This window comes from Burkholderia sp. Ax-1719, from assembly GCF_011753055.1.
Lineage (GTDB): Bacteria > Pseudomonadota > Gammaproteobacteria > Burkholderiales > Burkholderiaceae > Paraburkholderia.
This window is the reverse complement of record NZ_VWWJ01000010.1, coordinates 144,559-162,217: the sequence shown is the minus strand read 5'-3', so window position 1 is coordinate 162,217 and position 17,659 is coordinate 144,559. Positions and strand designations below refer to the sequence as shown.

General features: G+C 60.5%; 16 protein-coding genes. 10 read left to right on the top strand and 6 right to left on the bottom strand.

The window, feature by feature from the left end; genetic code table 11:
* The first annotated feature begins 8 nt into the window (after nucleotides 1-8).
* The gene (locus tag F3J17_RS19495; protein ID WP_167062189.1) at nucleotides 9-293 is read left to right on the top strand and encodes a PAAR domain-containing protein; all 285 of its coding nucleotides are present in this window, start codon (nucleotides 9-11) and stop codon (nucleotides 291-293) included.
* Nucleotides 294-331: 38 nt separating this feature from the next.
* Here F3J17_RS19495 and F3J17_RS19490 read toward each other — a convergent pair whose 3' ends face one another.
* The gene (locus tag F3J17_RS19490) at nucleotides 332-745 is read right to left on the bottom strand and encodes a hypothetical protein (protein WP_167062185.1); all 414 of its coding nucleotides are present in this window, start codon (nucleotides 743-745) and stop codon (nucleotides 332-334) included.
* A 472-nt stretch (nucleotides 746-1,217) separates the two neighbouring features.
* Between F3J17_RS19490 and F3J17_RS19485 the strand changes: the two genes are divergently transcribed.
* Nucleotides 1,218-2,369 carry a transporter substrate-binding domain-containing protein gene (locus F3J17_RS19485; protein ID WP_167062182.1) on the top strand — a complete coding sequence of 384 codons (1,152 nt, stop codon included), beginning with the start codon at nucleotides 1,218-1,220 and terminating at the stop codon, nucleotides 2,367-2,369.
* 26 nt (nucleotides 2,370-2,395) lie between these two features.
* On the opposite strand, the gene F3J17_RS19480 is transcribed toward F3J17_RS19485, so the two are convergent.
* Complete coding sequence (locus tag F3J17_RS19480) at nucleotides 2,396-2,818, bottom strand: hypothetical protein (protein ID WP_167062179.1); 423 nt, start codon at nucleotides 2,816-2,818, stop codon at nucleotides 2,396-2,398.
* A gap of 38 nt (nucleotides 2,819-2,856) precedes the next feature.
* On the bottom strand, nucleotides 2,857-3,240 hold the full coding sequence (locus F3J17_RS19475) for an ATP-dependent protease (protein ID WP_167062176.1): 384 nt from the start codon (nucleotides 3,238-3,240) through the stop codon (nucleotides 2,857-2,859).
* 122 nt (nucleotides 3,241-3,362) lie between these two features.
* Here F3J17_RS19475 and F3J17_RS19470 point away from each other — a divergent pair, with 122 nt between their 5' ends.
* Nucleotides 3,363-4,349, top strand: coding sequence for a helix-turn-helix domain-containing GNAT family N-acetyltransferase (locus F3J17_RS19470; protein ID WP_167062173.1), 987 nt, complete (start codon nucleotides 3,363-3,365; stop codon nucleotides 4,347-4,349).
* A gap of 62 nt (nucleotides 4,350-4,411) precedes the next feature.
* On the opposite strand, the gene F3J17_RS19465 is transcribed toward F3J17_RS19470, so the two are convergent.
* Nucleotides 4,412-5,701, bottom strand: coding sequence for an aminotransferase class V-fold PLP-dependent enzyme (locus F3J17_RS19465; RefSeq protein WP_167062170.1), 1,290 nt, complete (start codon nucleotides 5,699-5,701; stop codon nucleotides 4,412-4,414).
* Between the two features lie 48 nt (nucleotides 5,702-5,749).
* Complete coding sequence (locus F3J17_RS19460; RefSeq protein ID WP_167062167.1) at nucleotides 5,750-7,075, bottom strand: cation:dicarboxylase symporter family transporter; 1,326 nt, start codon at nucleotides 7,073-7,075, stop codon at nucleotides 5,750-5,752.
* Nucleotides 7,076-7,222: 147 nt separating this feature from the next.
* On the opposite strand from F3J17_RS19460, the gene F3J17_RS19455 reads away from it, so the two are divergent.
* The 3 genes from F3J17_RS19455 (at nucleotide 7,223) to F3J17_RS19445 (ending at nucleotide 10,684) form a co-directional block, all read left to right on the top strand.
* Nucleotides 7,223-8,131: a LysR family transcriptional regulator gene (locus tag F3J17_RS19455; RefSeq protein WP_167062164.1), complete on the top strand. Its 909-nt coding sequence runs from the start codon at nucleotides 7,223-7,225 to the stop codon at nucleotides 8,129-8,131.
* A 294-nt stretch (nucleotides 8,132-8,425) separates the two neighbouring features.
* Nucleotides 8,426-10,150 (top strand): biosynthetic-type acetolactate synthase large subunit, encoded by a 1,725-nt coding sequence (gene ilvB, locus F3J17_RS19450; protein ID WP_240161065.1) that lies wholly within the window; start codon nucleotides 8,426-8,428, stop codon nucleotides 10,148-10,150.
* 63 nt (nucleotides 10,151-10,213) lie between these two features.
* On the top strand, nucleotides 10,214-10,684 hold the full coding sequence (locus F3J17_RS19445; RefSeq protein WP_167062158.1) for an Lrp/AsnC family transcriptional regulator: 471 nt from the start codon (nucleotides 10,214-10,216) through the stop codon (nucleotides 10,682-10,684).
* A 16-nt stretch (nucleotides 10,685-10,700) separates the two neighbouring features.
* Here the strand turns inward: F3J17_RS19445 and F3J17_RS19440 are convergent, their stop codons facing one another.
* On the bottom strand, nucleotides 10,701-11,429 hold the full coding sequence (locus F3J17_RS19440) for a TetR/AcrR family transcriptional regulator (protein WP_167062156.1): 729 nt from the start codon (nucleotides 11,427-11,429) through the stop codon (nucleotides 10,701-10,703).
* A gap of 327 nt (nucleotides 11,430-11,756) precedes the next feature.
* Here F3J17_RS19440 and F3J17_RS19435 point away from each other — a divergent pair, with 327 nt between their 5' ends.
* The 4 genes from F3J17_RS19435 (at nucleotide 11,757) to F3J17_RS19420 (ending at nucleotide 17,637) form a co-directional block, all read left to right on the top strand.
* Entirely contained in the window at nucleotides 11,757-13,010 is a 1,254-nt protein-coding gene (locus F3J17_RS19435) for an acyl-CoA dehydrogenase family protein (protein WP_205194868.1), read from the top strand.
* A 2-nt stretch (nucleotides 13,011-13,012) separates the two neighbouring features.
* Nucleotides 13,013-13,567, top strand: a complete 555-nt coding sequence (locus F3J17_RS19430) for a flavin reductase family protein (RefSeq protein ID WP_167062153.1) — start codon at nucleotides 13,013-13,015, stop codon at nucleotides 13,565-13,567.
* A gap of 80 nt (nucleotides 13,568-13,647) precedes the next feature.
* Complete coding sequence (mdeB, locus tag F3J17_RS19425) at nucleotides 13,648-16,320, top strand: alpha-ketoglutarate dehydrogenase (RefSeq protein ID WP_167062150.1); 2,673 nt, start codon at nucleotides 13,648-13,650, stop codon at nucleotides 16,318-16,320.
* A 30-nt stretch (nucleotides 16,321-16,350) separates the two neighbouring features.
* Nucleotides 16,351-17,637 (top strand): dihydrolipoyllysine-residue acetyltransferase, encoded by a 1,287-nt coding sequence (locus F3J17_RS19420; protein ID WP_167062147.1) that lies wholly within the window; start codon nucleotides 16,351-16,353, stop codon nucleotides 17,635-17,637.
* Nucleotides 17,638-17,659 lie beyond the last annotated feature (22 nt).

Sequence of the window (17,659 nt, the reverse complement as noted above, 5' to 3'; positions counted from 1 at the left end):
CACGGCACATGACGCGAGCGACCGTAGGCGGCAAGGCACAAATTGTCGTGGGCGACAAGACCAGTCATGGCGGTCGTGTCATTTCTGGCAGTCCGTCTTCCACATGGGGGCGGCCCGGCATCCCAATCGCCCGCAAGGGCGATAAGGTGACGTGTCCGCAATGCGCGCCTCATCTCTTCGAAATTGTCGAGGGATGCGAAGATAGTCTGGACTTTGGAGCGCCGGTGGCGCTCGAAGGTCATAAGAGTAGCTGCGGTGCTGTGTTGATTGCAGAAACCGATGTTGGCGGCTAGAAGGTGTTATGAACTTTCGGCGAGCCCTGGTACCGTGGCTAGAGACTACGAGCGTTTGCCCGAAGCCATTGGCTGGTCTGCATTTCGTCGTGTTCTCGGTCGTTATGTTCGTCCACTTCGCATCCTTTAGCAAAAATGCATAACACCTTTTCGACGTGCATGCCGTCGTCTGGTCCGTCGTTCTCAAAGCAGATCGGGCCGAAGATCTCGAATCCCTCGCCCACACCTCTGGCGCAATAACGTGCACATGCGTTGCGCGCGCTCGACGAGTAGATCCTGAAAGTGCGGCAGCGACTCTGCTGCGTTTTCCAATGAAACCCCGTTGCGCGACCGCTTGCGCATCCGTGTTGTTCGAAGCGGTCGATCAGCGGATCGTGCTGCGCTAGACGCGCATACACTGCCAAATACCAGAAGGCGGTTTCGTGGCGGCCGTTGGCCGGCGAGAGACGCATGCCGCAACCGTTCGTTGCCGCATGCGAGCAATGGCTGTTTGCGGAGTCGCGCGGTCGTTCCAACGGCAGCTTCGTCCGCTCGCGGAGCGTCAGGTTGTGGCCGCCTGCCGACGAAGGCGAGGGAAGGGCTGTTGTCGCTCAGCGGCTGCGGGGGCGGCCCGTAGGTTCGCGAAGGTGCCAGTTGCTTATCGGGGCCGTTGCCAGGACTCTTTTCCACACTGGTCGAGTCGAGTTGCTGGAAATCCTTTCCACACAAGACTCGGAGTGATTTTTGTAATGTTATTTTGAGTATCTTTCGGCAATGGGGTCGCGCAGTACGCGACTTAAGCATGCGCCAGGCGTAGCGCTGCGGGCACGCCCCGTTTCGCCGCCGGCCGACGGGCTCGCATTGGGCAGGCGCTTGAGATTTGCCTTAATGTGATGCGACGTCGTGCCGGAGGTGTCGGCGGAAAAACGGGCTCGGAGCGCAACGATGAGCAGACCTGGCGTGGTGTCGGTGTTGTGCGGGATCGTCGTTCTTGGCTCGAACGTCTGCGGGAGCGCGTCGGCGGCCGCGCCGATCGCATCGGAGGATTGCAACGCCACAATCCAGGCCACGCCGATCATCGGCAGCGATGCGCCCGGGCCTGCCGGCCTGCGGGTCGCCATCGCGCCAACCGCCCCATTCGTACTGCCTCAAACGTCGACGCCAGAAGGATTCAGCATCGATATCTGGAACGAAATCGCGCGGCGCATACATCGCGACTTTACGTGGTGTGCCGTTGCGAAGCCGACAGATCTGCTCGCCGCCGTCGAGCATGGCAACGCCGACGTCGCAATCTCGGCGATCACGATGACGCCGGACCGCGAAGGAAAGGTCGATTTTTCGATGCCGTATTTCGATTCCGGTCTGCAGATTCTCGTGCGTGCGAACAGCGACAATTCGCTTCTCAGCACGCTCGCGTCGGTGCCGTGGCGAGCGATTGGGCAGTTCGTCGGCATGACAGCCGCTATCGTGTTTGTGCTCGCCAATCTGGTCTGGCTCATGGAGCGCCGCCGCGACCGGAATTTTCAGAAGCCTTATTGGCGGGCGATTGGCGAGGGGCTTTGGATAACCATGCTGATCATCGCCACAGGCGAGCACGGCGAGCGCGATGCACCGGGGGCGTGGAAGCGCGTGCTCGTGCCAACCATGTGGCTGATCGGCGTGCTGCTGGTGGCGCAGCTGACCGCCACGGTGACATCGTCGCAGACGGTCGCGCGGCTGCAGTCGAACATACGGGATCCTGACGATCTGCCTGGGAAAATCATCGGCACGCTGCCTGGCACCGTCGCCGCCGGATATCTGACACAGCGTGGCTTGCCATTCGTTAACGTGACAAGCGCCGCCGATGGATTCCAGAAACTGATGCAAGGCGATGTGCAGGCGATCGTCTATGATGCGCCGACGCTGCAATATTGGGCATGTCGATTGGGAAACGGTGCGCTCGCTGTGGTCGGACCGATTTTTAGGCCTGAAAAATACGGGATTGCGCTGCCCAATGGAAGTCCGCTGAGAAAGACCGTCAACGAAGCATTACTAACCATGTATGAAGATGGAACGTACGAACAGATCCATCGAAAATGGTTTGCTTCGGGTAGCTAGCTTGCGCCTATTCACAGTTGCGAGATCTATTCGATCTCTTTCTTTTCGACGGTAACGGTGGCTGATCCCGCTTGCCTTTGAATATTCACTTGAAAGGAAACGGTCGTCACGTTGCCGTCTTTTGACGGGTCTGGCAAACCGTATAAGCGATAGCGGATGATGCCGGTGTATTGACAAAGGCCTTGCGTGCCGGGCAAACAATGTGCGCCCATCGCTTCCAAATCTTCAATCGACACTCCCGCGCCATTCACGCCATAGGTGTCGACAATGTCCTGTAGATCGCGCCTCAATGGCTCGGCGCCAGTCTGCCAGTGAGTCATCAGTTCGCTATCGAGTCGCGTCTGCCCCAGATTCGAATAATCGACGGCGATATGCGGGAGTGCGTGGCAACCCGCGAGCGTGGCGAAGGAGAAGTTGCTCAGCAGGAAAACCATACGTTTTCTGTTCATATCCTTCCCCGGCTCGCGCTGATCAGCGTGTACGTCTTTCAAAGATCCCCGCGCACTTCACCCGTACCCAGTGCGTTCCGCTGCCGGTTAACCTCTGCCCAAAGCTCATCGCTATCGTCATCGCGCAGCAGGACCATCGCGTCCAGTTGATCGCCGGTCACTTCGAAGTATTCCGTGAGTTCCCTGCGAACGGCTTCGACGAACTGAGCATATTCAGGCGTTGCCTGGGCTTGCGCGTGCAAGGCGTCGTATTCTGCGTCGTCCGCGCCGCCGCCGTGCTCGTCGATGTAGCGCGAGACCCATTGATCCAGTTCGCGGTCGTAGTCGGCCTCGGCGCGCATCGACTGCACAGCGGTGTAGAGGTCCAGTTGGGCAAATGCGGCGATCGCCGCGGCAGTTGCTTCGTCGAATGGCGTTGTCATTGCGTACCTCGTATTGTTCGTGGCGCATCATCGCACGAGCGACCCAGAAGCACGCGATCCGCCTTGCAAAAGTTGCGATTCGCAACTATAGTGGTTGCGAATCGCAACTTTATAGGTGTCGTATGGACGTGATCAATCCGCCCGCGCAGGCGCGCGACCAGGTCATCCTCGAATTGCGGGAGTTTTCGCGCAAGCTGGTTCGCGAACTGGGGTTCATGCGCAGCACGCTGGCCGACAGCGATCTCGCGCCGTCGGCGGTTCACGCGGTCATCGAAATTGGCGCTACGCCAGGGATCCCGGCGCGCGACCTCGCCACCCTGCTGCGGCTGGACAAATCGAATACGAGCCGACAGATCGCAAAACTCGAATCGGCCGGACTGGTTGTGCGCACAACGTCCAGCGATGATGCGCGCTCGTCCGAACTCTATTTGACGGATACCGGTCAACAACTACGCGCGAAAATCGACGAGTTCGCGACCGATCAGGTATCGCATGCGCTCAGACGCCTCGCGCCCGCCGACCAGCAAACGCTGGTCAAGTCGCTGTCCCTGTATGCCAACGCGCTCGCGCAAGACAATGACGGCCTTGAGAAGCGATCAGGAACAGATGCGGGCACGGGGCAGATACTTGAAGGCTACCAACCCGGCTGCATCGGCGATATCGCCAGCCTGCATGCGCGCTTCTATTCGCAACATGCCGGGTTTGGCGTGTTCTTCGAGCGCAAGGTGGCAACGGAAATGGCCGAATTCGCGCAGTCTTTACCGCATCCGCAAAAGGCGCTCTGGCTTTATGTGGAAAACGGCAGGTCTCTGGCTTCGCTGGCAATCGACGGCGATGCCGATACGCGCGTCGCGCATCTACGATGGTTTATCGTCGACGATACTTTGCGCGGCGCTGGCATAGGTCGTTGTTTGCTGGAGCGGGCCATGACGTTTGTCGACGAGCATTTCGATGAAACGTATCTCTGGACCTTCAAAGGCCTGAATGCGGCGCGACATCTCTACGATTCGGCTGGTTTTGAGCTGACCGATGAGGCGCAAGGGCAGCAGTGGGGCGCGACGGTTGTCGAGCAACGGTTTAGCCGGGTTTCGAATAAGGCAAAGCCATAGCGAAGCTTCTGGACGCATCGGGTAGCAAAACAGTTTCCGATGCGTCCGTTTCTCACGGCGCGTTATTCAACGCGCCGGCTATCGCTCGCAATCGCCTCTGTCACCGCCAGAAACTTCGCGACATCCTCCGGAGAATGGCAATGTAGCGGAGAAACGCGAACCGCGCCGCCCAGTTTGAACGATTTCAACATTCGTCCGGAATAAAGGCTCGTCGCAATCCGCTCATAGACGATGACGCCATGCTCTTCATAGGTGCGCACGGCGGCAGTCGGGTCCAGACCGTCGAAGCCGATACCGGCGATCAGATCGCGGCGCGTCAGGTCGTCGTGATCCCAGAACACCTTGACGCCCTCAATCGCGCGCAGCCCGCGCTGCCCATCCACGCCGTCGAGCAACAGCGCAAGTAGCGCGCGCTCATGGTCTTCGATGCGCTGCATGCCTTGCACGAAGACTTCGCGCCGGTCTTCGGCGTCGCTGAACTGCGCGCCGATCCACGCGACGTAATCGACGATCGCGCTGACCACGGCGAATTGCGCGGGCGCGGGACTGCCGAGTTCCCAGACGCCTTTTTCTTTGGCCGCGAGCCGATGATGCGGAAGTTCCGCGAGACGCTGCGATAGCCATGCCACGCCCGCTCCCCGACACCCGAAGAACTTATACGGCGCGAAGTTGATGCCATCGACGGGCGTCTTCTGGAGGTCGATGACCGCGTGCGGCGCATGTTGAACTGCATCGACGATGATGAAGAGATCCGGTTTGCGCGCGCGGGCCCGTTCGACAATGGCCGCAATATCCAGCTTGGCGCCCGAAATATTCGATGCGTACATGACGCTCAATAGCGCTGTGTCGTCGTCGATCAGCGAGAGGATCGCGTCGACATCCACACCGCCGGTTTCGGCATTGCTTGGCGCGACGCGCAACGCTTTACCGGTGCGCTCGCAATATAGCGTCATGGCGTCGAAGGACGACGGGTGTTCGAGAATCGTCGTCACCGCATTGCTGCCCGGCACGTTTTCCATCACCGCGCGCACCATCTCGAACATGCCCGCCGATGCCGTGAGCGAGAGATAGACGCTGCCGTCGCGCGCGTTGAGGATACGGCGGATGTCATCTTCGCCACGCGTCTGGACGTCCTGCAAAAACAGTGCGCGTTCGTGGATGCGCTCGGGGCAATCCGGCAAGGCGTCGATCTGCGCAAACGCTTCCAATGCCGATTTCAGTCTGAACGATCCGCCGGCGTTGTCGAAGAAAAGGCGCGCGCGGCCATCGACATCGTGATCGACATAATGAAAGCGGCGCTTGATCTCTTCCATCATCGATTCGGAAAACAACTGTCCGCGACTGCTGCTCATTGTGTTTGCTCCTCGTTCCATGTTTGCTATTGCTGCTTTCATCTGATTTCATGCGTCCAGCGACGCGATGTAGGCTTTGCCTTTCTCCGCGTCGTACTGGCCTTCCCATCGGGCGATGACGAGCGGCGCGAGCGCGTTGCCCACCACATTCAGTGCGGTGCGTCCCATATCCATGATGCGGTCGACGCCTGCGATAAACGCGAGCCCTTCGAGCGGCAGTCCCGCACTCGCAAGCGTTGTCAGCAGGATCACGAACATGAAGCCGGGCACGCCTGCCGCGCCTTTGGACGTGACGACCATCGTCAGCACCAGCACGATCTGCTCTTGCAGGCCGAGATGCACGCCATACAGTTGCGCGACGAACAGCGTGCCGATGCCAAGATAAATAGATGCGCCGTCGAGATTGAAGGTGTAGCCCGTTGGCACCACGAATGTCGTAATGCTTTTGGGCACGCCGAAGTCCTCCATTTTCTTCATCAATTGCGGGAGGACCGTCGCTGAACTGCATGTCGAAAACGCGATAATCAATTCGTCTTTAATGACGCGCAGCAGCGTGAAAATGTTGAAGCCGAAAAGCCACGCCGTGACGCCCAGCACGAAAACCGCGAACAGGATGATCGCAAGATAGGTCACCGCGACGAGCTTGATGAGCGGCAACAGCGAACCGAAGCCAAAACTCGCAACCGTCACCGCGATCAGTGCGCACACGCCGAACGGCGCATAACGCATCACCATGCCGGTGACCTTGAACATGGCGTCGCTGATGCCTTTGAATGTCGCGAGCACGGGCTGGCGATATTCAGCGGGCACGGTTTGCAGGCCCAGGCCGAATAGCACGGAAAAGAAGATCACGGGCAAGAGATCGCCGCGCCCCATCGCCATGATGATGTTGTCGGGAATGATGCTCAGCAACAGCGCCATGAACCCGTGATGTCCCTGGGTTTGCTGCGAAGTCTGCTGATAGCGCGAGATATCGGTATGGCCGAGCTGGGACAGATCGGTGCCCAGACCCGGGTGCAGCAAGTTGCCCAGTACGAGTCCCAGCACGATGGCAATCGTCGTGACGACTTCGAAATACACCAGCGTCTTCAGTCCAATGCGCCCAAGCGAGCGTCCGTCGCCCACGCCTGCGATACCCATCACCATGCTCGTGAAAACGATCGGCACCACGACCATTTTGATCAGACGGATAAAGATATCCCCGGCCGGTTGCAGGAAGCCGTTGATCGCCGTTTCGCGATATTCCGGAAAGCGGTTGAGAACGAGTCCGACCGCAATGCCGGCCACGAGGCCGATCACAATTTGCCACGCAAGCCCGACGCGGGGCTTGCGCGCCACGCGATCGGGTTGCGGTGTTTCCATGACGGATTCCATGGATTCTCCAGACACGTAAGGGTTGAGTTGGATAAGCCGGGCCTCTGTGCGGGCCTGTCGAGGGGAAAAGTACCTGGCCAAAATGAACTAAAAAAGCGATTTTTTTCTATGAGAAACTATCGCTTTTGGTGATGTGAGCGACGCGCCATGCTGACCTTCAAGCAAATGGAAGCCCTATACTGGATCGTTCAGCTGGGTTCGTTCGAGGCCGCCGCCACGCGTCTGAACACCACGCAATCGGCGGTATCGAAGCGTGTACAGGAACTGGAGCGCGCATTCGACGTTGCGGTGTTCGATCGCGCCAATCGCAGTGCGCGCCTCACGGAGAAAGGCACGGAGTTCTTCGAGCATGCGAAGGAGTTGCTCGAACGGCGCGACCAGATCGTCGAGCGCATGAGTTCGAAGGATGCGCTGGTGCGGCAGATTCGCATCGGCGTGACCGAACTCACGGCGCTGACGTGGTTGCCGAGACTGATCGCGGCGATACAGGCCGAATATCCGAAGGTCAAGGTCGAAGCGGAGGTCGATCTCAATGCGACCTTGCGCGAGCGGCTGGCGGCGGCGACCGTGGACGTGATCATCGTGCCGCAGACGCATGAGGTCGAACCCTATGCCTCGACGCTCGTGGGGCAGGTGCAGAACGCGTGGATGTGCGCGGCCAGCATGGCGCCGGGCAAGCGCACCATTGCGCTCGCGGAGATCGCGAAGTTTCCGCTAATCCTGCAGGGTGGGCTTTCGGGAACGGGCTATGTCTATAGCCGGTTTCTGGCGGAGCAAGGCGTGGCGCTGCAGAAGGTGCTGGCGAGCAACAGCCTGATTGCGCAGATCGGCTTGACGCTGTCGGGACTCGGGGTCAGCTATTTGCCTCAGGCATGTCTTGCCCGCATGCTCAAACGCCGCGCGCTCGTGGTCGTTCCGACCTCGCCCGCGCTGCCTCCCGTCAAATATGTCGCCATGCACCGGGCTGAACAATCGCACTCGCTCAGCGCCGCGGTGGCGCGCCTTGCGGCGCAGTCGTGCGACTTCACTTCCAATCTCCTCGATCCGGGTAGCTAGCAGCGAAAGCGGGTTCTGCAAGCGTGCGCAGCATAAACCGTGCATCCATGTCGATCGCACTGCGCATTCATGCTGTCAAACAGGCTGATTGCTCCTCAGTTCAACAGCATCTGCTTCATGGTTCCCAATATCATCGAAGCAGTCAGCTGGCCGCGCGTTGGCGTGGTGAAGCGAGTTTGCAATCAAGCCTGTTTGTCGGAGAAGAACGTGAAAATTGCTGCCCCGGAACTTGACCGGGTTGCCACGGCGGAATCCCAGCACGTCGCGCGAGAAAGTCGTGTATCGGGCGCCGCGATGGTCGTATCGGCGCTGCATAGGGAAGGCATCGATACGGTGTGGGGATATCCCGGGGGCGCAGTTCTGCCCATCTACGATGCGCTGCTCGCCGCACCTTCGATTACCAACGTGCTGGTGCGCCATGAGCAGGCGGCGGTGCATGCCGCCGATGGCTATGCGCGTGCGACCGGCAAGGTTGGCGTCGCGCTGGTCACGTCGGGGCCGGGCGTGACGAATGCCGTGACCGGCATTGCCACGGCGTATTTCGATTCGATCCCCATCGTGGTGATCTGCGCGAATGTACCGACGGACGCGATCGGCAAAGACGCCTTTCAGGAGTGCGATGCAGTGGGTTTGACGCGCTCGATCGTCAAGCACAATTTTCTCGTTGTGAACGTCGAGCAACTCGCGTCGACGCTGAAGAAAGCGTTTCATATCGCGGCCACTGGCCGGCCTGGGCCGGTTGTCGTCGATATCCCCAAGGATGTTCTGCAAGCGTACGCCCCGTTTGTCTATCCGCAGACGGTCGAGCTTCGCTCGTACCGGCCGCGCACCGAAGGGCACGCCGGGCAGATACAGCGCGCCGCCGAAGCGTTGCGCCGCGCCCAGCGGCCCTGCATTCTGGTGGGCGGCGGCGCTATCGCAGCGGCAGCCGCCGATGAGGTCGCGCATCTCGCAGGGCGTCTGGATGCGCCCGTGGCGTGCACTTTGATGGGACTCGGCGCGTTTCCTGGAACGCACGGTCAGAGCGTGGGCATGCCCGGCATGCATGGCACCTATGAGGCCAACCACGCCATGCAGCACAGTGACGTGCTGATCGCGCTGGGCGCACGCTTCGATGATCGTGTGATCGGGAATCCTGATGACTTTAGACGCGCCGGGAAAACGATCATTCAGATCGATATCGATCCGGCAACCATCGACAAGCGCGTGCGTGTGGACGTGCCCATCGTCGGCGACGTCAAGACGGTGCTGCGCGCTTTGCTGCCGCTGCTTCCCGAAGAAACGGCAGAAATGCCGTCGCGGCTCGCCTGGTGGCGCGATATCGATAGCTGGCGTGGTCGCGCATGCCTTGCCTACGTACACGACGACACCGTCATCAAACCGCAGTTCGTGCTTGAAAAGCTCTGGGAGGTCACGCGTGGCGACGCCTATGTGTGTTCCGATGTCGGGCAGCATCAGATGTGGGCCGCGCAGCGTTACGCGTTCGACAAGCCGCGGCGCTGGATCAATTCCGGCGGCCTGGGCACGATGGGCGTCGGACTGCCCTACGCGATGGGCGTGAAGCGGGCATTTCCCGACGCCGATGTGGTGACGGTGACCGGCGACGGTTCGATCCAGATGTGCAGTCAGGAGCTTTCCACCTGCCGGCAGTACGGACTGGACGTGAAGATCGTCTCGCTCAACAACGGCTACCTCGGCATGGTGAAGCAGTTGCAGCACGTCCATTATGGCGACCGTTATTCGAACTCCTACATGGACGCGCTGCCCGATTTCGCGGCGCTCGCACGTGCTTACGGCCACGTTGGCCTGCGCGTCGATCAACCTTGTGATGTCGAAGCGGCGCTGCGCGAAGCGCTTGCCATGAAAGGGCGTGCGGTCTTCCTCGACATGATCGTCGACCCTTCCGAAAACGTCTGGCCGATGGTTCGCGCGGGCTCGGGCCTGACCGATATGTTGTTCAAGTCGGCGGATCTGAAAGGCGAGGTGGGTGTCGACGCGCTACACTCCGGGGCGTCATGACTGAAAGGCTGAACGGCGCTGTGTGGTTTGCTGTTAGGCCCGACCGACTCCCGGGGAGAAGCTGTGGTTGAACTCGATGCAATCGATATTCGTATTCTCAACGAATTGCAGCAGGACGCGCGTTTGACGAACGTCGAGCTGGCCGCGCGCGTGAATCTCTCGGCTTCGCCATGTCTTGCGCGAGTGCGCGCGATGGAGCGCGCGGGTTTGATCCGGCAGCGCGTTACGCTGCTCGCACCGGAAAAATTCGGCCTGAATGTAAATGTCTTTATTCACATCTCGCTGGAAAACCAGCGGCGCGAAGGGCTCGATGAATTCGAGCGCGCCGTGGTGGCGATACCGGGCGTGATGGAATGCTATCTGATGACCGGGGATGCGGATTATCTGCTGCGTGTGCTGGTACGAGACACGCAGGCGCTCGAACGGCTCATCGTGGATGAGCTTACGCGCATCCCCAACGTCAAGAGCATTCGATCGAGCTTCGCGCTCAAGCAGGTGATGTATTCCACGGCGATTCCATTGGGGAATGGCTGAGGTCGGCTGCGTTGCCTTACGCCACGGCATAGCCCAGGAATAGTTGTCCGTCTTTTGAATTCATGTTGAGAGCCCAGAGCGGCTTGCTGATGTCGAGACGCCCGGACGCCCAATCCTGCAGATAGGAGAGGGAGAACACCACGCCTTCGTCGCACAGGCGCGGTGTGCAGCCAAGGCTTGCCAGGGCCATGCGCGTGTAGGCGTTCATATAAGCGTTGGGATCGGTCAAGCCTTGCCGGATCGACTGGATTGCCAGCGAGGTTGCGCCCATCAGGAAATCGCTGGCGGCCGATACATCGTCGAAATGAAATTGCCCGGCGCGTTTGCCGTTTTCCAGGTCGTTACCCATGTATCGCGCCAGCAGCGTATGGTGAGGCCAGGCATCGGGCAATGCCATGAAACCCGCCCATTTGCGGTCGAGCAAGGCGCGCACGAGAAACACCCGAAAGCCCACAGAGGCTCTTTGCCACGGCTGCGTCAATACATCGTAGACGGGCAGAATGTCCGTAATCATTTGATTGCTGAATTCCTGGCCGATGGCCGCAACCACCTGTTCCAGCGAATCGAAATAATTGTAGAAAGTACCCCGCGAGACTTTGGCTTCGCGGATGACATCGTCAATGACCGGGACGGGCCCGGTGCGATCGGCGAACACGCGCGTGGCGGCATCGATCAGCTTCGTGCGCATCATGAGGCGCTTCTTTTCGGCAATCTTTGAACGGTGATCCATGGCTTTCAAATCCATTCGTATCCATGCTGTGTGGAATCTGATTCATAGTATATGACGGTTTGTCAGAATGACACTGCCGTACTATAGAAAACCCCAGGGTAGACCAATAAAACTTGAGTGCGATTTGCGCCGCTCCTATGATTGTCTCGTGGTTAAGAATGACATATATGTCATTCGAAAAATAACTCGGGAGACAACCCATGAAGCGTTGCGCGCCAGCCCTCGATGGTTCCGCGTCATGCGCTGATCCGCGACCCTCCTGACGTTCCGCGAGCCGCGCACGGATTCCCGGCGCAATCTTCTTGCCATGTCATGGCAGGCAACGTGTTTAGGATGACTAAGATGAACGTGATGACTAACGAATGCATGATTCAGGACGAGCAGGCAGGCGCTGAATGGCCGTGCCAGCAGCAGCGTCAGTCGAGTCCGACGCTGCGCGAGCTGGTGCAGCGCGCCACGGCGCTGCAGCCCTTGCTGATGAAGAATGCGGTGGAGTCAGAGCGCAATCGTCGCGCAAGCGAAGAAAACATCGCAGCGATTGCCGAGGCGGGACTTTTCCGCCTGATGGTGCCGAAGCGTTACGGTGGCTACGAAGGCACGCTGCGCTCGCATCTGGAAGTGTCTGCGGCGCTGGGCGAGGCTTGCGGCGGAACGGCGTGGGTGGTGGCGCTCACCAACGTATGCGCGTGGTTCGCAGGCCTGTTTCCGAAGCAGGCGCAGGACGAAGTCTGGGGCGATAACCCCGATGCGCGCGTATCGGGCGTGTTCACGCCTTCGCCGCAATCGCGGCGCGTGGAAGGCGGCCTCGTGATTTCGGGCAAATGGTATTTCTCGTCCGGATCGCTACATGCCGACTGGGCCGCAGTGGGCGTGATCGAGCACGATGAAAACGGCGCGTTCAAAAAGCAGTATCTCGCGCTCGTGCCGATGTCGGAGCTTTCGATCGAAGACACGTGGTTCACGGCAGGCATGCGTGCTTCAGGTAGCAACTGCATTGTCGGCAGCGAAGTGTTCGTGCCGGACCATCGCCTGCTGGACATGATGGAAGCCATCGAAGGCCGCTATGCGACCGAGTGCAAGGACGAAGCTGCGTATCGCGCGGCCTTTGTGCCGCTGGCCGCGTTGATCCTCACGGGGCCGCAACTGGGCATGGGTCGCGCCGCGCTCAAGTTCGTGATCGAGAAAGCACCGCAACGCGCCATCGCGTACACCTCGTTTGAAAAGCAGACGGATTCAACGGTGTTTCAGACGCAGATTGCCGAAGCCGCGCTCAAGATCGACAACGCGCATCTGCGTGCATTCCGTGCCGCCGACGAGATCGACGCCGCCGCTTACCACGATACCCAGTTGGACTATGTGACGCGCGCGCGCATGCGGGCCGACACGGGCGCGGTCACCACCTACATTACGGACGCGCTCAACACGCTGTTGTGGGCGCATGGCGCGGGCGGTTTTGCCGAGACAAGCCCGATGCAGCGCTGGTGGCGCGATTCGAACACGGCTGCGCGCCATGCGGTGGGCTTGCCGGCGATCGGTCTGGAGCTGTACGGCAAGGCGCTGCTTGGCGTCGAAAACAACATCACGCCGCTGGTGTGATCATGAGTGCAGCCGCTCAGTTAGTTACCTCGTCAACGGTGGAATCGCGTATCGACGCGAAGCTGCTCCGCGCGACGATGGGCCTTTTCGCCACCGGCGTAACCGTCGTCACTTATCGCGCGGACGGTCAAGCTGCGGGCATGACGGCGAACGCTTTCATGTCCGTCTCGCTGGAGCCGCCGCTCGTGCTCGTCTCCGTGCGCAAGGCTTCGCGTTTTAACCAGTGGGTCGAGCATGGCGTGCGATTTGGCATCAATTTTCTGGCGGAAGACCAGCGTGCTTTGAGCGCCCACTTTGGCGGGCGTCCCCAGGACGATCTCGAAGTGCCATTCGGCGAGCACGAAGGGACGCCGTTGCTGGAGGGCAGCCTCGTGCAACTGGTCGCGCGCGCGGTGGACGTGCATCCTGCTGGCGATCATCTGCTTTATATCGGCGAGCTGGAACATATCCGTCATGGAACACAGCGGCGGCCGCTCGTGTTCTACAGCGGAAAGTACCAGCAAATGCATGCACGCTCGCCAATGGCGTCCGCGAACGGATGCATCGAAGGTTGGTAACGAACATCGGAATATCGAACCACGTTTCTCGTTTTATCAGTTAGTTATACGTAACAAAAAACCTCTATCCGGAACAATCCATGAAGTCCGATCCCCAACAGGTTTTGCATGACGCGCTCACGCGCCACGTCGAACAGGATGCCGATACGCAGGAAACGTCGGAATGGCTCGATGCGCTCGAAGCGGTGGCCCGCGTATCGGGTGTGGATCGCGTGACCTTTCTGCTGCAGCGGCTCGCAGAACATGCGAGCCATCTTGGCGTGTCGCCTGCGGCGCACCCTTATTCGCTGTACCAGAACACCATCGCGGTTGAAGATCAGCCGGCGTTTCCCGGCAATCTTGCGATGGAGGAGCGCATCACGTCGATCATCCGGTGGAACGCGCTGGCAATGGTCGCCAAGGCCAACAAGGCCTATGGTGAACTGGGCGGCCATATTGCGAGCTATGCATCGGCCGCGGAAATCTTCGAGGTGGGTTTCAACCACTTCTTTCGTGCCGACAACGACACCACAAGGGGCGATCTGGTTTATTTCCAGCCGCATTCTGCGCCGGGCGTGTACGCGCGTGCGTTTCTCGAAGGGCGTCTCGATGGAGGCCAACTGGAGCGCTATCGCCAGGAAGTCGATGGCGGGGGGCTGTGTTCCTACCCGCACCCCTGGTTAATGCCTGACTTCTGGCAGTTCCCGACGGGATCCATGGGGATCGGTCCAATCAGTGCGATTTACCAGGCGCGTTTTCTTCGCTACCTCGAACATCGCGCGATTGCGGGCACAGCGCATCGGCGCGTGTGGGGCGTGTTCGGCGATGGCGAGATGGACGAGCCGGAATCGATCGCAGCGCTCTCGCTGGCCGCGCGCGAAGGGCTGGACAACCTGACCTTCGTGATCAATTGCAACCTTCAACGGCTGGATGGACCGGTGCGCGGCAACGGTCAGATCATTCAGGAGCTCGAATCGCTGTTTACCGGCGCGGGCTGGAACGTCATCAAGGTTGTGTGGGGTTCCGACTGGGACGCGCTGTTCGCACGCGACCGCCATCATGTTCTGCTGCGCCGCTTCGCGGAAACGGTAGACGGCCAGTACCAGACGCTGGGGGCCAACGACGGCGCGTACAACCGCGCGCATTTCTTCGATCTCGATCCGGAACTGCAGGCACTTGTTTCGCACATGACGCCTGAAGAGATCGACGGCTTGCGGCGCGGCGGACATGACTTCCGCAAGCTGTACGCAGCGTTTGCGCAAGCCGCGGTGCATCGCGGCCGTCCCACCGTGATTCTTGCCAAGACCAAAAAGGGCTATGGCATGGGGGAGGCGGGCGAGTCGCGCAATACGGCGCACCAGCAGAAGAAACTGGACGTCGAGGCGCTCAAGGCGTTCCGCGATCGCTTTGCGCTGCCGCTCGACGACGAGCAACTGGCCAATATGACGTTCTACCGGCCCGCGGAAGACAGTGCGGAACTGCGCTATCTGCGCGAACGCCGCGAGGCACTGGGCGGCTATATGCCCCGCCGGGCGACGCACGCCGAACCGCTTGTCGTGCCGCCGCTCGCAAGCTACGCGCAATTCGCGCTGTCCCCCGACGCGCGCGAAAACTCCACCACCACGGCGCTGGTGCGCGTGTTCACGAATCTGCTGAAGGAGCGCGATCTGGGACCGCGCATCGTGCCTATCGTGGCAGACGAGGCGCGTACGTTCGGCATGGCGAGCCTGTTCCGGCAAGTGGGCATCTATTCGCCGCAAGGGCAGCTTTACGAGCCGGAAGACGCGGGCTCGATGCTCTATTACAAGGAATCGAAGGACGGACAGTTGCTGGAGGAAGGCATCACCGAGGCTGGCGCGATCTCGTCGTGGACGGCGGCCGCCACCTCGTACAGCGTGAACGGCGTGGCCATGTTGCCGTTCTATATCTACTACTCAATGTTCGGTTTCCAGCGCGTGGGCGACCTCATCTGGGCCGCTGCGGACCAGCGTGCGCGCGGCTTCCTGATCGGCGCGACGGCAGGGCGCACGACGCTCTCCGGCGAAGGTCTGCAACACCAGGATGGCACCAGCCATGTGATGGCCGCCGCGGTGCCCAATTGCCGGGCCTATGACCCGGCTTTCGCCGGCGAGATGGCAGTGATCGTCGATCACGGTGCGCGCCGCATGCTGGATCAGCAGCACGACGAGTTCTACTACCTCACGGTGACCAACGAGAACTACGTGCACGAAGCGGTCGAGCCTGCCGAATACGAAGACATCATTCGCGGCATGCGGCGCTACGGCGTGCGTGGAGAAGGCGAACCCGTTATGCGGCTGCTTGGCTCCGGGGCGATTCTGCGCGAGGTGATCGCAGCGGCCGACCTGCTCGCCAGCGACTGGGGCGTGGCATCGGAAATCTGGAGCGTGACGAGTTTCTCCGAACTGGCCCGTGAGGCGCGCGAGGTGGAGCGCGAGCGCCTGTACGGAGCCGGTGCGCCGCGCGAAAGTCACTTGACGCGCTGTCTCGCCGGTCAAGCTCCGGTAATTGCTGCGAGCGACTACGTTCGCGCCTATGCGCAATTGATTGGGTCGTACGTGCAAGCGCCTTACACGGCGCTGGGCACGGACGGATTTGGCCGCAGCGATACGCGCGGCGCCTTGCGACGCTTCTTCGAGGTGGATCGCTGGCATATCGCGCTGGCCGCGTTGGCGCAGGTCGATCCGGCAAAGCATGCCGAAGCGAAGTTGCGCTACGAAATCGACGCCGGCCATGCCGCGCCGTGGAGCCGGTAATTCAAACCAGACCCATATAGAGGATCGGATATGCAGCAGTTGAGAGTCCCTGATATCGGCGACTACCGGGATATTCCCGTGATCGAGGTGCTGGTTCGCGCCGGGGATATCGTGACCATGGAGCAGCCGCTCGTGACGCTCGAATCGGACAAGGCGACGATGGACGTACCCTCATCGTTCGCCGGGACGATACGCGAGGTTTTGCTCAAGCCCGGCGATCTCGTTTCGCAGGGAACGTTGATCGCTCACGTTGAATTCGACACCGCGCCGGTCGAAAACGTGGCCGCTGAGATAACGGTTGAAGCGCACATAGATTCATCAGTACAACGAACGTCGGTGGAGCTGGTATCGCGTGCCGATGAACCCACGCCCAGCGCGCCAGCGCCGCTTGCTGGGTTTCAGGCGGCGCCCGCAGTCGCGGCGGGTCCATCGGTACGCAAGCTGGCGCGCGAACTCGGCGTGAATCTGGCGCAGGTGCAGGGCAGTGGCCGCCATGCACGTGTGCTGCGTGAGGATGTGCTGGCTCACGCAAAGGGCGTTTTAACGACGCCCGCGCCGACGCCTGCGCAAGCGCATACCACGGGACTGGACATCCTGCCGTGGCCGCAGGTGGATTTCTCGAAGTTCGGACCCGTGGAGCGCAGGCCGCTCTCGCGCATCAGGAAGATTTCCGGAGCCAATCTCCATCGCAACTGGGTCACGATTCCGCATGTCACTAACTTCGATCAGGCGGATGTGACGGAACTCGAATCATTGCGCACGACATTGAATCGCGAATCCAAAGAAGGTGCGGCACGCGTGACGATGCTGGCGTTTCTGATCAAGGCTTGCGTTGCGGCGCTACAGCGCTTCCCGCAGTTCAACGTGAGCCTCGATGGACAGGAGGTGGTGCAGAAGCAGTATTTCCATATTGGCTTCGCAGCAGACACGCCCAATGGCCTCGTGGTGCCGGTCATCCGCGATGCCGACCGCAAGGGCCTTGCCGCCATCGCGACGGAAATGGCCGAACTCGCCGCACTGGCCCGCGAGGGAAAACTCACCGCAGCGCAGATGCAGGGCGGGTCGATGTCGATTTCCTCGCTGGGCGGCATTGGCGGAACGCACTTCACACCCATCATCAATGCGCCCGAAGTGGCGATCCTGGGTGTGGGTCGCGCCGCGACGCAGCCGGTCTGGAACGGCAATGCATTCGATCCGCGTCTGATTCTTCCGCTTTCGCTTTCATGGGATCACCGTGCGGTAGACGGCGCAGAGGCCGGCCGCTTCCTCGCCTACCTGGCCACGTTGATGGCCGACTTCCGCCGCGTCCTGCTTTGATGCGGCCTTTCATCAGTCAAAC